The following is a 13,902-nucleotide window of genomic DNA, read 5'->3' as shown; positions in this document are numbered from 1 at the left end:
CTCTGAGAGCGCCACCGCGTTAGCGGCGACGGCCCTTCTTGTCGTCCTTCACGTGGCCGCGGAAGGTTCGGGTGGGCGCGAATTCGCCCAGCTTGTGGCCGACCATGGTCTCGGACACGAACACGGGGATGTGCTTGCGTCCGTCGTGGACCGCGATGGTGTGACCCAGCATTGCCGGGATGATCATCGAACGGCGCGACCAGGTCTTGATGACGTTCTTGGTACCGGCTTCGTTCTGCGAGACGACCTTGCGAAGCAGGTGCTCGTCGACGAAGGGGCCCTTCTTAAGGCTGCGAGGCATCTTCCTCTACTCCTACTTCCGCTTCTTGCCGGCGTTGCGACGGCGAACGATCAACTTGTCGCTTTCCTTGTTGGCGTGACGGGTACGACCCTCAGCCTGGCCCCAAGGAGTAACGGGGTGACGGCCACCAGAGGTCTTACCCTCACCACCACCGTGCGGGTGGTCGACCGGGTTCATGGCGACACCACGCACGGTCGGGCGGATGCCCTTCCAGCGGTTACGGCCGGCCTTACCCCAGTTGATGTTGGACTGCTCGGCGTTGCCCACCTCGCCGATGGTCGCGCGGCAGCGCGAATCGACGTTGCGGATCTCACCCGAGGGGAGACGCAGCTGGGCGTAGGGGCCGTCCTTCGCAACGAGGCGAACCGACGTGCCGGCCGAGCGTGCCATCTTCGCGCCGCCACCGGGGCGGAGCTCGATGGCGTGGATGACAGTACCGGTGGGGATGTTGCGCAGCGGCAGGTTGTTACCCGGCTTGATGTCTGCGCCCGCACCGGACTCGACGATGTCGCCCTGCGACAGCTTGTTGGGCGCCAGGATGTAGCGCTTCTCGCCGTCGAAGTAGTGCAGCAGCGCGATGCGCGCCGTGCGGTTGGGGTCGTACTCGATGTGAGCGACCTTGGCGTTGACGCCGTCCTTGTCGTTACGACGGAAGTCGATCACGCGGTACTGGCGCTTGTGGCCACCACCGATGTGACGCGTCGTGATGCGACCCTGGTTGTTACGACCACCGGTCTTCGCCAGGGGGCGAAGAAGCGACTTCTCGGGCGTCGATCGCGTGATCTCAGCGAAGTCGGCGACCGACGAACCGCGGCGACCCGGGGTCGTGGGCTTGTACTTGCGAATAGCCATGTCTCTAGTCCTCTATCCCAGCTGTCAGCCGACGGCCGTGAAGATGTCGATGGTGCCCGACTTCAGGGTGACGATGGCGCGCTTGGTGTCCTTGCGCTTGCCGGTGCCGAAGCGGGTGCGGCGGGCCTTGCCCGTGCGGTTCAGGGTGTTCACCGACGCGACCTTCACACCGAAGATCTTCTCGATGGCGAGCTTGATCTCGGTCTTGGTCGCGCGGGGGTCCACGAGGAACGTGTACTTGCCCTCATCGATGAGCCCGTAGCTCTTCTCCGAGACGACCGGCTTCAGGATGATGTCGCGCGGGTCCTTGTTCACAGGGATGTTCGCGGCGGTCATGCCGAGACCTCCTCGGTCGAGCCGGCCTTCGCAGCGACGAACGCGTCGAAAGCGGCCTTGGTGAAGACGATGTCGTCGGAGACGAGAACGTCGTAGGCGTTGAGCTGGTCGAACGTCAGCACGTGCACGTACGCGAGGTTGCGGACGCTCTTCATGCTCAGTTCGTCGTCACGGGTCATGACGACCATGACGTTCTTCGTGGGAGCGAGCTCGCTCAGCACGGTGACGGCCGCCTTGGTGGAGGGGGCGCCTTCGATGCTGAAGGAATCGATCACGTGCAGGCGACCACCACGAGCGCGGTCGCTGAGCGCACCCAGGAGGGCGGCGGCGATCATCTTCTTGGGGGTGCGCTGCGCGTAGCTGCGCGGCTTGGGGCCGTGCACGATGCCACCACCGGTCATGTGCGGCGCGCGGATCGAGCCCTGACGGGCGTTACCGGTGCCCTTCTGCTTGAAGGGCTTGCGGCCGGCACCGGAGACCTCACCGCGACGCTTGGTCGAGTGGGTGCCCTGGCGTGCCGCGGCGAGCTGCGCCACGACGACCTGGTGAATGAGGGGGATGTTCGTCTTGACGTCGAACAGAGCGGCGGGCAGCTCCACAGAGCCGGCCTTGGTGCCGTCTGCCTTCAGGACGTCGAGCGCGAGAGTCGAGTCAGCCATGTTCAGGCACCCTTCACTGCGTTGCGGACGTAGACGATGCGGCCACGAGCACCGGGGACGGCGCCCTTGACGAGCAGCAGACCCTTCTCGGCGTCGACGGCGTGCACCGTGAGGTTGAGGACGGTCACGCGCTCGCCACCCATACGGCCGGCCATGCGCATGCCCTTGAAGACACGGCTCGGGGTCGACGATGCGCCGATCGAGCCGGGCTTGCGGTGGTTACGGTGCGAACCGTGCGAAGCCGAGACGCCCTTGAAGTTGTGACGCTTCATGACACCGGCGGTGCCCTTGCCCTTGCTGGTGCCGACGACGTCGACGCGCTGGCCGGCCTCGAAGGTGGCAGCGACGGTGAGTTCCTGACCGAGTGAGTAGTCAGCAGCGTCAGCCGTGCGCACCTCGGTGAGGTGGCGGCGGGGGGTCACGCCGGCAGCCTCGAAGTGGGCCGTCTGCGGCTTGTTGACCTTGCGCGGGTCGATCTGCCCGTAGGCGATCTGAACGGCGTTGTAGCCGTCGCGCTCGGGCGTGCGCACCTGAGTCACCACGTTGGGGGCGACTTCGATGACGGTGACGGGAACGACCTTGCCGTTCTCGTCCCAGACCTGGGTCATGCCGAGCTTCGTGCCCAGCAGGCCCTTGGAAACCTTGGAGTTGATATCAGCCATGTCGACCTCAGAGCTTGATCTCGATGTTGACGTCAGCCGGGAGGTCGAGTCGCATCAGCGAGTCGACGGCCTTGGGCGTCGGGTCGATGATGTCGATGAGGCGCTTGTGGGTGCGCATCTCGAAGTGCTCGCGGCTGTCCTTGTACTTGTGCGGCGAACGGATGACTGCGATCACGTTCTTCTCGGTCGGAAGGGGCACCGGGCCCACGACCGTCGCGCCCGCACGGGTCACGGTGTCGACGATTTTACGTGCCGACGAGTCGATGACCTCGTGGTCATACGACTTCAGGCGAATGCGGATCTTCTGTCCCGCCATTGTCTGCTCACTCTCTTTCTCGCGTCGTACCTCGGGGGCATTGGACGCACGGGGCGCTTACGCGCCGGGCACTTGTCCCCGCCGAAGCGAGGGATGCTGCACCGCTGTTCTGATGTCAATCCGCGGGTGACCCCGCGGCATCCGATCCCCCGCACGCACGCATGCGTGTCCGATGAAGGAGGGGGTGGGGATGTGGTGTTCTGCTACCCGCGGCCTAGGTCTTCGCATCCGGCTTCAGAAGAAGGGATGCCGCCTATGCACTGCCCTGGCAGTGATCCCGCGCCGAGGCGCAGGAATGTGGAACCTGTACAGTCTACGTTCCCGTCGGGCGTGTCGCAAACCCGGGCGTGTCGCGATGTCGCGGACGCCGTCGCGGGTGACTCAGTGAGCGCTCGCGCCGGGCGCGAGCACCGCGCGGAACGTGCGCAGGAGGATGTGGAGGTCCTGGACGAACGACCAGTTCTCGACGTAGTACAGGTCGAGGCGGAGGGAGTCCTCCCAGTCGAGCATCGACCGTCCACTGACCTGCCAGAGACCGCTCATGCCCGGCTTCACGAGCAGGCGGCGGTGGGCTGCCTCGTCGTACAGCGCGACTTCGTCGGCGCGCTGCGGGCGGGGCCCCACGAGGCTCATGTGCCCGAGGAGGACGTTGACGAGCTGGGGCACTTCGTCGATGGAGTGCTTGCGGATGAAGCGGCCGACACGGGTGATGCGCGGGTCGTCGATGACCTTGAAGAGAGGCTGGTCGCTCTTGCCCTGGAGGTCGAGGAGGCTCGCGAGCTGGTCGTCGGCATCCTGGGACATCGAACGGAATTTGAGCATTCCGAACTCGCGGCCCTCGCGTCCGATGCGCACCTGGCGATAGAAGACGGGTCCGGACGAGTCGAGACGGATCGCGATGGCGGTCGCCAGCATGATGGGCGAGGCGACGAGGAGGATGAGCGCAGATCCGATGAGGTCGAATGTGCGCTTGACGAAGCGCTTGCCGCCCTCGAGCTGCGGAAACTCGATGTGGATGAAGGGGAGCCCGGCGGCCGGCGTCGCGTGGATGCGCGGGCCGGCGACGTCGGTGAGAGCCGGTGCCACGACGAGGTTGGCGTCGCGGTCGGCGATCTCCCATCCGATGCGGCGCATCGTGCGGGGATCGATCTCGTCGGCGCCGCCGATGATGAGGGTGTCGGCATCGACGAGGTCGAACACCTCGATGACGTTGGCGAAGCCGCCGATCACCGGCACTCCCCCGATGGTGTCGGGTGAACGCTTGCCGCTGGTAACCACGCCGACGACGTCGAAGCCGCTGCCGTGCGTGCGCTTGATCGAATCGACGACGTGCTCGGCATTGCCTGCCTCCGCCATGACGACCGCGCGGTGGACGAACTTCGCGTCGCGCTGCTGACGGCGAAGCCACTGGCGCATGGCCCAGCGCGACAGCACCAGCACCATGATTCCGATGGGGATCGCAGCGAGGAACAGACTGCGCTGCACCTCGATGCGGAAGAAGAAGGCGATTGCGATGAGAACCGCGAGGAGCGTGATGGAGCCGTTGACGACGCGCCGATACTCCAGGCCGCCGTTGCCGACGACATGACGTTCACGGCTCTCGAACATGGTCAGGGCGATAACCCAGAGGCCGCCGACAACAGCGAGCGGAAGCCAGCTGGAGACCAACGGCGAGTTGCCCCACGTGAGCGTGAGGGGTTCGGGAGGGACGACCACGGCTCGATAGACGGCGAGCGTGACCATGATCACGAGCACGTCGCTCACCACGAGTGAACGGCCGTACATCCGCGGCCAATCGCGGCTCGAACGCCGGGCACGGACCACCCGTGCCGCTACGCGAGCGCGCGCTTCGGTCTTTCGCATTTGCCCCCCTCGGCGTTTGAAGCCCCCAACGCCGAACTGTGCGAAAGTCCAGCAACCTCTAGGCAGATTCTAACGTGAGTTTACCTAAACGGCGAAAGCCCCGATCAGCGGCACGAATCGTCGATCACGACGTCTGTGCCCCGCACGGTAGGAGTCGTTCGGACGGCGAGTGGCCCGAAGTCGCCGGTGCCGGTGAAGGTCGCCTCGACCGTGACGGTCTCGCCGGGAGCGACACGGCTCTGGAACGGGACGACCGCGCGCCCGAGATCGGTATTGCCCTGACGGAACGGCTCCGCGAACTCGCCTTCGGTCTTTGTGTCGACGAGTTCCATGCCCGGAGGCGCGTAGACAAAGAAGTGCTTGGAGAAGAAGTTGGCACCGTTTCGGAAGCTCTGCACGTAGCGCGGCAGGTTCTCGGCATCCGCCTGCGTGATCGCCAGATGGGCGGTGGCCTTCGTCGTGAGGGTGGTCACACCGTCGGCGCAGCTCATCGTCGCGTCGACTGCCGCGTCGAGGTAGTAGTCGATCTTCGAAGCGGAGACGTCGCGGAAGTACACGCCGACCACGGTCTCATCGGTGTTGTCGGAGGGCAGGATGCCGGAGATCTTGCCGGCTGACTCAATGAAGGACTGCTGTTCCGCATCGGCCATCCACGCCATGACGCTTCCGGTCTCCACGCTCTCCGATACCGCCCACGCCATGTCTTTGAGGTTGAAGTCACCAGAGGCGATCGAATTGAAGACCGTCGACGCGACGGTGCCGAAGAACTTGTCAGAGGCGAGAGCCCCTTCCGGCGTGTAGGCATCCCACCACTGATACACCTTGCTCAGGAGCACGTCGTTGGCATTGCCTTCGTTGAGTTCGAAATCACCGTCGGGACCGGGCACCGTGATGGGGCCCGTCGCCTTGAGGATGCGTGCCAGCGCGAGCGGGTCGATCGACACGGCGCCGTCGACTCGAGTGTCATCGATGGTGCGGTTCCAGAACGCCGCGACCATCTGCGCTGCAGCCGGCCAGTCGGGCCGCGTCGTCGACATGTTCACGCGGGTGCCGTAGGTCTTGCCGTACAGCTCGCGCAAGGGCTCGGAGATCTCGATGCCGATATCGCGCTTGTCCCGGTCGAAGATTCCGCTGCTGCCTTGGCCCGTGATCTCGAGGTCGCCGGCGTCTGCGCGGATCATGGTCTCGGAGGCAGCGCTGCCTCCGAGCGGAAGAGTCTCGGCGTTGTTCTGGAACACCAGGAGATAGTTCTTGGCCTCGTCGGCGCCCAACAGGCCCGGCATGACGGCAAGAACGGGCTGAAGCGCGCCTACGACATCGTTGACCTGCGTCACGCCCGACTGGACGGGCGCGAGGAGCGTCGTGCTTGACGACAGGCTCGCGAGGTCGGTGCGGAGCGGAGCGAGCAGTTCGGCTCCGCGCTCGATCACGGGAAGTGCCCGAGAGAGGATCGCCCCCTCGCCGTCGCCTTGCATGTCGAGGATTGGCTTTCCGATGTCGTTCGCGACGACATCGAGTGACTGTGAGGCCAGGCGTACACCGCGAAGGTTCTCGCCCACGAAAGGGAGGATCTCGGCGGCGGCCCAGATCGGATCGCTCGCGGCAGACGATGCGGTGCCCGCTTCTCGCGCGACGATATCGATCGCACCGGCGACATCGCCACCCTCTTGAGCCTGCTGCAGCGCGGACTGAGCCGACTCGAGCGCGTTCTTGACCGTGAGGGCACGGAACGCCAACCACGCCGCGCAGAGGAGAACCACGACAAGGAGGATCGCGAGGACCCACTTGATGCGTATCCGACGACGCGGACGTTCGGTCGTCTCGCCCTGCTCGCGCGGCTGCTGTCGTGCCTCGCGGCGGGTCGTCGGGGTCATGGGTTCCATCATAAATAGTCAATCTGCGAGTCTCGCGAACGAGCCCTGCCCCCCGACGGTTCGGGAGGCAGGGCTCGTTCGGATGACGCTTACCTGGTGACGCCCGCGGTGGCCTTGCCGCTGCGGACGAAGACCGGGTTGGTCGTGACGCTGATCTTGACGACGCCGTTCTTCGGCTTGACCTTGCGGCTCGTGCCATCGAAGTTCACGACGACGACAGGGGTCTTCGTCTTGATGCTGGCTGTCTTCTTGCCCTTCGCCGACCAGACGACACGCACGGTGTCGCTCTTGGAGCCGAAGGCCTGGGAGACGACTCCGGTGCCTGCCTTCTCGGTGGCGCGGAATCCGCGACCACCCAGCTGCGTGATCGTGAGCGCTTGCGAGAACGCGCCCTGCTTGGGCGCAAGCGCCGCGATGCCCTTCTGCGGGTGGGAGTAGAGACCGAAGTTGCTCTCGTGGTCCTTCGCGCTCGGGCCGTCGTTGATCAGGTCGTACCAGTAGAACTTCTTGACCCCACCGGCGAAGGCGGTAACGGAGGAGCGTACGAGAACGGAGGCCTGCTCCGTCGTGGTCCGGTTTCCGGTGCGCGAAGACGTGCCGAGTTCCGTGATCCAGATCGGCTTCGTCGTCTTCCCGTTCTTCTTCATACTCTGACGCGCCTTGGACAGAATCCCTGTCAGCGCTTCGGGCTTGCCCGTCACTTCATAGGGGTGGAAGCTGACGGCATCCGCCTGCTTCAGACCACCCTGCTTCTTCCAGAGGTCGTCGAACCACTTGGCGTCGTAGCGCGCTGTGGCCCCCGCAATGACGGGAAGCTTCGGCTTGACCTTCCCGACCGATGCATTCGCTTGTTTCAGAATGGGCGCGTAGCACTTGGCCGTCACACAGCCGGATTTGTTCTTCGGCTTGTGGTTGAACTCGTTGTAGACCTCGACGCCAGCGAGGTTGAACCGCTTAGCGACTGCTCCCGCGTACTTGCCGTATGCCTTGAGCGCCGTCTTCGACTTCGGGGCGTAAGGGTTTCCGTAGAAGCCGCTCCCGTATCCGAGGATGCCGAGGACGCCGACTCCCTGTGCGTTGAGCTTGTCCAACGGCGCTGCGTAGTCGGAGAAGTCGAACGAGCCCTTCTTCTTTTCGACGAGGTACCAGTAGATGTCGTTTCGCGCCCCCGAAAGCCCGAGGGCTCGGGTGTGGCGGGCTGCCTCCGCGTAGATGGGCTTCTCGACGTGAAGACCGACACCGTAGCGAGAATCCTGCGTGATCCACGGATTCGGGCTGTCGAGGACCGCGATCTTGGTCTTCATCGTCTTCTTGTCACTCGACCGCACCGTCAGCGTGTAATAACCCTGGGGAACACCCGTCAGCGGCAACGCGGTGATCTCGGCCTTCGACGTCGCCGATCCCTTCGCAACTCGCTTGTTGCCACGATGCGCTTCCCAAGTGATCTTGCCCTTCGGGAGAGCCACTGCGACGGCAGCCGTCTTCGTCGTCGCGATCAATGACGTGCTCACGATGCCGCGCTTAACCCCGACACCCTCAAACGATCCATTCGGAACGACGTTCACACCCTTCGCTGACCCGGCCGTGGGCGCCAGAGTGATGTGGTCAACAGCGAAGCCTCGTACGGCCTTTTGCAGATTCACGGCGATGTCCACCGACGTCTCCGACGATCCGGTCTTGTACGTTCCGGTGACGCGCTTCCAGCGAGCGTCGATCTTGGTGAGCGGGATCGTCTTCTTGTTGATCTTGAACGACGCCGGGACCCACTTCAGGGTGCGAGACGCGACCCTCACGTAGGCACTGAAGGCGTAGGTCGTCCCGGGCGCGACCGTGGCCTTCGTGGTCGCCGCCGTTCGGGTCTTCGTGATCACCGGCGCATCGATGCCCAGGGCGATCGAGCCCGACTTGGCGCTGCCGACGACGGGCCCCACCTCCGCGATGTTCTGCGCAGGAGCAAGCTTCCACTTGTCGATGGAGGCTTCCGCCATCGCGGTGCGCGGGATTCCGACGCTCTTGGCAGCGGCCGCGACCTTCACTCCACGCTGCGCACCGGCCGACACGGAACTCACGCTCGAGGAAGATGCAGACGCGGAATCGGCAGCAGCGACAATGCCGACGCTACCGACCAAGGCGGCCATGGACACGGTGGCGATCAGTCGAGTGATTTTCCTACCGTAGGGAGGGGCCGAGCCGATTGTGCGAGCAGTCATCGTCATCCTTCAACGCCGGCGCGCGGTAACGCGACTGGCTAGGTATAGGGCGAGTGGAAGACCTCGCAACGGCGCGACGTGCACCGCCTGCATGAAGCTGGCCCCCCGAACATCAGCATACGGCCCCGCAGATACGCTTAGGGAATGACTGACCTTCTGCGCGTGGCGCACCTGGGCCACGCGCTGGAGCCCGGCGGCGCAGAGCTCGCTCTTCGCCGGATACTCGTCGTCTCCCCGGGCCGCTGGCGGGCGCGGCTCGTTCTCTCCGGACAAGGTGAGGATGCCGGCGTATTCAATGGACTGCCCTCCGATGTGGAGATCATCCGATCTGGCGTCGCTCAGCCTCCGGGTGCGACCGACGCAGGCCCGCTCGGAGCGGTTGCGGTCGCAGTACGCCTGGTGCAAGAGGCGCTGGCTTACCGTCGCCTGCGTGCCCTCCACGACGTGGACGTTGTCCACGCCAACACCAGCAGGTCGGCGATCGTCGGCGCCTTGGCACTCATTGGAAGACGCGTGCCCTTCGTCGTGCACCTCCGCGATCGGATCGACCGTCCATCCCTTGGCACCTTCGGGTTCTACGCTTTCAAGCTGCTGGTGTCCCGGAAGGCCTCCGTCTACATCGCGAACTCCGAGTCGACTGCGTCGAGTGCCCGAGGCGGCTCGAAGGGTCGGCCGATCTTCGTGCTTGCTAGCCCTATCGGGGTAGAACGCGCACAGCCACGCTCCCTCTCGTCAGCACCCACCCTTCGTATCGGGATGGTGGCCCGGCTGGACGCGTGGAAGGGCCAGGACCTCCTGATCGAGGCCTATCGGGTCAGCAGGGTGAGCGATCGGGCCAGCCTGACCTTCTTCGGCGACGCCGCCTTCGGCAAACAGGCCTATGCACGCCAGCTCACCGAGCTCGTGACGTCGAGCGGGCTCACGGACGTCACCTTCGCAGGTTTCGTTGACGACGTGAGCGCGGCGATCGACTCCTTGGATGTCTGCGTTCAGTACTCGACGCGACCGGAGCCGCTCGGACAGAACGTGCTGCAGTACCTCGCCCGGGGAAAGACGACAGTGGTTGCGGACGAGGGAGGGCCGACCGAGTGGGTCGATCACGAGAAGAACGGTATCCGCGTGCCGCCGCGAGATGTCGACGCTCTCGCCGCGGCACTCGATCGCGTCATCTCGGACCCGGTGCTCCGATCTCGGCTGGGCGAAGCAGCGCGTAAAACGCCTCACCTTCCCACCGATCAAGCCGCAGCCGACGCTCACCTTCAGGCCTTTCGAGACGCGGCCGATGAAGGCGCCCGTCGATGACCGACGCGCTCTGCCGCCACGTCTCATCTAGGCTTCACCTGTGCTCCGGGGGATAGCAAGCGTCGCGGGGACCAAGGTCTTCGCACTGCTCTGCAGCTTCGGCGCCACCGTCCTCACGATCAGAATCATCTCCGCGGCGTACGGACCGAGCGAGTACGGAGCAGTGTCGCTCGTTGCCGCACTGATCATGATCATGCCCGTTGCGGACCTCGGCCTCAGCCTCAACCTGACGAACCAGGTCGCCCGCGGCGCTCACACTCGAAGCTGGACCGCCTTTCGGCTGTCGTTTGGGCCAACGACATTGCTCCTCTGCGGCATCGGCGTTGCGGTCGCTTGCGTATTCGGCATCCTGGGGGCAACCGGGCTCTGGCCCGCGCTTCTGGGCGACGCATCGAGGCTGCTGGGCGACCCGAACTCGTATATGCCGATCTATGGCATCCTCTGCGGCCTCTGGGTCATCTCCAGCCCCTCCTATCGGCTCCTCGCGGGCCTCGGTCGGATCAACACCCTCATCGTGTTGCAGTCGGCCGGCCCGGTGATCGCCGTCACCGCGACCGCGATCACCGCGGCGAGTGGGGGGCCGCTGGTCATGCACGCCTTCTTCCCTCTCGCCGGCGCGTTGATCTCAACTTCCGCTGGATGGTTGATCGTCCTCCCCCACATCCGGTCTGCTGTGACCTCGGCACCACGCATCGGGCAACTGCGGCGCATGCACTTCGCATCGGCGCTCTCGGCGGGCCTCAGCGGCGTGCTTTTCACCGTCGGGAGCCAGCTCATGTTCGCTTTCGACCGCGTCCTCCTGGCCCAGATAGGTACGGCGATCGCTCTAGCAACATTTGCCGCGTCGATCGCCCTTTACAGCGCCGCACAGTCGGCACTCGGCTCGTTTGGCACCTACATGTGGCCGAGATACACCCGTCGACGCCTGGACGGCACACTCAGCGTCAAGATCGTGCTCCGCCATACCGGCTTCTTTGCAGCAATCGGAGTGTTGGCTTCGGTGTCAATCTGGTTCGGGTATCCGCTGTACGCCGCCGTCGCCGGGGTGCGCGCCCCAGCCGATTCGCTTTTCGTTGGCACGATGGCCGTCCTGGTTTTCACTCAAGCCTTGCTGCTCGCTCCGACGAGTGCGCTCACGACCCCGCGGCTCCTACAAGCTCAGGGCGCCGCGCTTTTCGGAGCTCTTGTCGTGAAGGTCTCCCTAGCAGTGGTGCTCATCCCGCAATTCCAAGCTTCGGGCGTTCTGATCGCCAATGTGTTGGGAATCTGGCTTGTTCAACTGCCGACTGTGGCCTACCTCATGACCCGCCACCTCGGCCGGACCCTCTCACGAGGAGACACTCCGTGACCAGAAGTACTCCCGCTCACCGCGGCGCCACAGCGCGTCTCAGAGCACGTATCGAAGCTCTGGGCGCCCGGGCGGTCCGGTACCGCGTGCCGCTGATCATCGTCGCGCTCGCTGCCGTCTCGGCGGCGCGAGTGGGCCCCGCGCCCGTTGGCACGGTTCTCATCCTTCTGTCGGCTCCGCTGTGGTTCCCCGCGCTCGTTCGGCTTCGCCCGGCGCTCTGGCTCGCATGCGCCCTCCTCCTCCTCGGGGCATCGGGGGCGGCGCTCTTCTTAACGTCGACCGGTGCCGCCGATTCAGGAGTCGCCGCGAGCGTCATCGGAATGACCATCACCGGCGCGTTGCTCGTCGGGATCTTCGCGTGGGCCGCGTACTCCCACGGACCGGCGGCCACAGCCGTCGCCTACGGCGCGGGTGCGCTCCTGGATGTGCCACTGTCGCACCTGCCGCTCGATGAGAACGGGTGGAAGTACTACATCGCCTACCCCCTGGCCCTCGTCGTTTTCGGTCTCCTCGCTCGCCGGAGCCTCTGGTTTTCGGTGATCGCTCTCGGCGGGATCGCTGTCGCGAGCGCCGTCGGGGGGTACCGAAGCATGATCGCCATCTGTGCAGGAGCGCTGATTCTCACTCTCCTGGCAAACTACCTTGGCCGGCGGCGCATCTCCGTCCGAGGACTCGACGTGAGGCCTGCTGTCTTCACCCTCGGAGCCGTCGCAGCTGCAGGAGCAGGCGTCGTCGGGTTCACTCAGCTCCTTCTGTCGGGACTGCTGGGGTCCCGCGTTCAGGAATCCACGCAATTGGCTCTCTCCCGCGGGGGAGACATCATCACCGGCGGCCGAGTGGAATGGATCGCCACGCGCCACCTCTTTTCGGAGCGTCCCTGGGGGTACGGGCCTGGTTACGTCCCGACAGAGACGGACAAGTCCGGCATCATCGACTCATACGCGACCGCGGGTGTCGAGCCCAGCCTGCAGCATCTGAGGGTCTACGTCTTCGACGACAGATTCAAACTCCACTCGCTCTACGGCGATTTCTGGGTGAACTTCGGCCCCGTGGCAACGCTCGTTTTCCTCGTGGTCGCCGTGGCCATCCTGGCACGCTTCATCATCGCTGCTACGACCGATGGACGCGCGCCCATACTGCTCTGGTTCGTCTTCATCCTCGCGCTTTGGGACATCGCATTCTCCCCGATCTACACAAACCTCGCCCCTGTCCTGTTGAGCTTGGTTCTGCTCACTAGTTTCGCGTTGCAGAGCAGGCACAGCGATAGGAGCCCCTCATGAGCAGCAAACCCTCGCGCACATTCGTCATCATCGTCAACTACGACTCCGCGGAGCTGGTTCAAGCATGCGTGTCGAGTTTCACGGAGGACCCACTCCTCCGCTTCGTCGTGATCGACAACGCGTCACCCAGCGCAGACCAGCGCGCAGCTCTCGATGCGCTGGCGCAGTCCGAGCCGCGGATGACCTCGATCTTCTCAGACCAGAACCTCGGTTTCGGTGGAGCCGTGAACACCGCGGTCTCTGCGTCCGAAGCGAGCGCCCAGGACCGGATCTGGATACTCAATCCCGATACAGAACTCTGCGACGGCGCAGAAGATTCACTTCGGCTCGCGCTTGACCGCAACCCTGGCAGCATCATCTCGCCGATCATTCGATACGCGCACCAGCCGAGCGAGGTGTGGTTCCAAGGGGGAACGTTCGATCGGCAGCGGGGAGTCACGCGCCATTCGATCGACCCCGGGGCGACATGCACCTTCCTGTCGGGCGCTTCCCTCTTGATGGACGTCGGGACATGGGACAGCTTGGGCGGGTTCCGGGAGGACCTGTTCATGTACTGGGAGGACGCGGACCTCTGCGGGAGAGCGGTGGCAGCGAATGTCCCCCTCGTCATCGCCCCTGAGGCGGAGATCCTGCACCATGTCGGCGCCACGACGTCGACCGACGGGATGAAGTCGTTGATCTGGTACAGGTTCATGGCACGGAATCGACTCATCGTCTGCGCGGACTCAGTATGGCGAGCGATCGATCTCACTGTCGGCCGCGGCCTCATACCCACTGCCCGCCTGTTCTGGCGTGCGATCAAAGAGCCGGGTCGTACGGCTCCGCGGTTCGCCGGTCTCCTCAGTGGTATTAGAGAAGGCTTTGTCGCCGTCAGCCAATGGAACCCAGCAGACTCATAA

General features: G+C 64.7%; 13 protein-coding genes. 4 read left to right on the top strand and 9 right to left on the bottom strand.

Translation table 11 applies throughout. The annotated features are described in order from the left end of the window. Nucleotides 1-19: 19 nt before the first annotated feature. The 9 genes from rpsS to ACJJV7_RS00210 all read right to left on the bottom strand — a co-directional run bounded on the left by rpsS (nt 20) and on the right by ACJJV7_RS00210 (nt 8,932). Nucleotides 20-301, bottom strand: coding sequence for a 30S ribosomal protein S19 (gene rpsS, locus ACJJV7_RS00250; protein WP_144807106.1), 282 nt, complete (start codon nt 299-301; stop codon nt 20-22). A 12-nt stretch (nt 302-313) separates the two neighbouring features. Then, on the bottom strand, nt 314-1,153 hold the full coding sequence (gene rplB, locus ACJJV7_RS00245) for a 50S ribosomal protein L2 (protein WP_405371645.1): 840 nt from the start codon (nt 1,151-1,153) through the stop codon (nt 314-316). 24 nt (nt 1,154-1,177) lie between these two features. After that, on the bottom strand, nt 1,178-1,489 hold the full coding sequence (gene rplW / locus ACJJV7_RS00240; RefSeq protein ID WP_405371643.1) for a 50S ribosomal protein L23: 312 nt from the start codon (nt 1,487-1,489) through the stop codon (nt 1,178-1,180). Continuing rightward, nucleotides 1,486-2,148, bottom strand: coding sequence for a 50S ribosomal protein L4 (rplD, locus tag ACJJV7_RS00235; protein WP_405371641.1), 663 nt, complete (start codon nt 2,146-2,148; stop codon nt 1,486-1,488). Before rplD ends, rplW begins: the two co-directional genes overlap by 4 nt. Before the next feature lie 2 nt (nt 2,149-2,150). Next, on the bottom strand, nt 2,151-2,810 hold the full coding sequence (gene rplC, locus ACJJV7_RS00230; RefSeq protein ID WP_405371639.1) for a 50S ribosomal protein L3: 660 nt from the start codon (nt 2,808-2,810) through the stop codon (nt 2,151-2,153). Between the two features lie 7 nt (nt 2,811-2,817). Beyond that, the gene (gene rpsJ / locus ACJJV7_RS00225) at nt 2,818-3,126 is read right to left on the bottom strand and encodes a 30S ribosomal protein S10 (protein WP_018171443.1); all 309 of its coding nucleotides are present in this window, start codon (nt 3,124-3,126) and stop codon (nt 2,818-2,820) included. 381 nt (nt 3,127-3,507) lie between these two features. After that, the gene (locus ACJJV7_RS00220) at nt 3,508-4,989 is read right to left on the bottom strand and encodes a sugar transferase (protein ID WP_405467793.1); all 1,482 of its coding nucleotides are present in this window, start codon (nt 4,987-4,989) and stop codon (nt 3,508-3,510) included. Nucleotides 4,990-5,093: 104 nt separating this feature from the next. Next, nucleotides 5,094-6,863 carry a DUF4012 domain-containing protein gene (locus tag ACJJV7_RS00215; protein ID WP_405371634.1) on the bottom strand — a complete coding sequence of 590 codons (1,770 nt, stop codon included), beginning with the start codon at nt 6,861-6,863 and terminating at the stop codon, nt 5,094-5,096. Nucleotides 6,864-6,952: 89 nt separating this feature from the next. Continuing rightward, nucleotides 6,953-8,932, bottom strand: a complete 1,980-nt coding sequence (locus ACJJV7_RS00210) for a glycosyl hydrolase (RefSeq protein WP_405371632.1) — start codon at nt 8,930-8,932, stop codon at nt 6,953-6,955. A gap of 285 nt (nt 8,933-9,217) precedes the next feature. On the opposite strand from ACJJV7_RS00210, the gene ACJJV7_RS00205 reads away from it, so the two are divergent. From ACJJV7_RS00205 to ACJJV7_RS00190, 4 genes are all read left to right on the top strand, one after another. Further along, nucleotides 9,218-10,375: a glycosyltransferase family 4 protein gene (locus tag ACJJV7_RS00205; RefSeq protein WP_366214271.1), complete on the top strand. Its 1,158-nt coding sequence runs from the start codon at nt 9,218-9,220 to the stop codon at nt 10,373-10,375. A gap of 40 nt (nt 10,376-10,415) precedes the next feature. Then, nucleotides 10,416-11,723 carry a hypothetical protein gene (locus ACJJV7_RS00200; RefSeq protein ID WP_366214270.1) on the top strand — a complete coding sequence of 436 codons (1,308 nt, stop codon included), beginning with the start codon at nt 10,416-10,418 and terminating at the stop codon, nt 11,721-11,723. An 86-nt stretch (nt 11,724-11,809) separates the two neighbouring features. Then, on the top strand, nt 11,810-13,003 hold the full coding sequence (locus ACJJV7_RS00195; protein ID WP_366214269.1) for a hypothetical protein: 1,194 nt from the start codon (nt 11,810-11,812) through the stop codon (nt 13,001-13,003). Next, nucleotides 13,000-13,902 (top strand): glycosyltransferase family 2 protein, encoded by a 903-nt coding sequence (locus ACJJV7_RS00190; protein ID WP_405371629.1) that lies wholly within the window; start codon nt 13,000-13,002, stop codon nt 13,900-13,902. The genes ACJJV7_RS00195 and ACJJV7_RS00190 overlap by 4 nt, the downstream gene beginning before the upstream one ends.

Origin of the sequence: Microbacterium sp. Ld4 (assembly GCF_045066555.1) — a bacterium.
GTDB lineage: Bacteria > Actinomycetota > Actinomycetes > Actinomycetales > Microbacteriaceae > Microbacterium.
This window is presented reverse-complemented; position numbering and strand designations above follow the sequence as displayed.

Bases quoted from the DNA above. Each gene is read 5' to 3' on its own strand.
- rpsS (WP_144807106.1), bottom strand. From the start codon at position 301: ATGCCTCGCAGCCTTAAGAAGGGCCCCTTCGTCGACGAGCACCTGCTT.
- rplB (WP_405371645.1), bottom strand. From the start codon at position 1,153: ATGGCTATTCGCAAGTACAAGCCCACGACCCCGGGTCGCCGCGGTTCG.
- rplW (WP_405371643.1), bottom strand. From the start codon at position 1,489: ATGACCGCCGCGAACATCCCTGTGAACAAGGACCCGCGCGACATCATC.
- rplD (WP_405371641.1), bottom strand. From the start codon at position 2,148: ATGGCTGACTCGACTCTCGCGCTCGACGTCCTGAAGGCAGACGGCACC.
- rplC (WP_405371639.1), bottom strand. From the start codon at position 2,810: ATGGCTGATATCAACTCCAAGGTTTCCAAGGGCCTGCTGGGCACGAAG.
- rpsJ (WP_018171443.1), bottom strand. From the start codon at position 3,126: ATGGCGGGACAGAAGATCCGCATTCGCCTGAAGTCGTATGACCACGAG.
- ACJJV7_RS00220 (WP_405467793.1), bottom strand. From the start codon at position 4,989: ATGCGAAAGACCGAAGCGCGCGCTCGCGTAGCGGCACGGGTGGTCCGT.
- ACJJV7_RS00215 (WP_405371634.1), bottom strand. From the start codon at position 6,863: ATGACCCCGACGACCCGCCGCGAGGCACGACAGCAGCCGCGCGAGCAG.
- ACJJV7_RS00205 (WP_366214271.1), top strand. From the start codon at position 9,218: ATGACTGACCTTCTGCGCGTGGCGCACCTGGGCCACGCGCTGGAGCCC.
- ACJJV7_RS00190 (WP_405371629.1), top strand. From the start codon at position 13,000: ATGAGCAGCAAACCCTCGCGCACATTCGTCATCATCGTCAACTACGAC.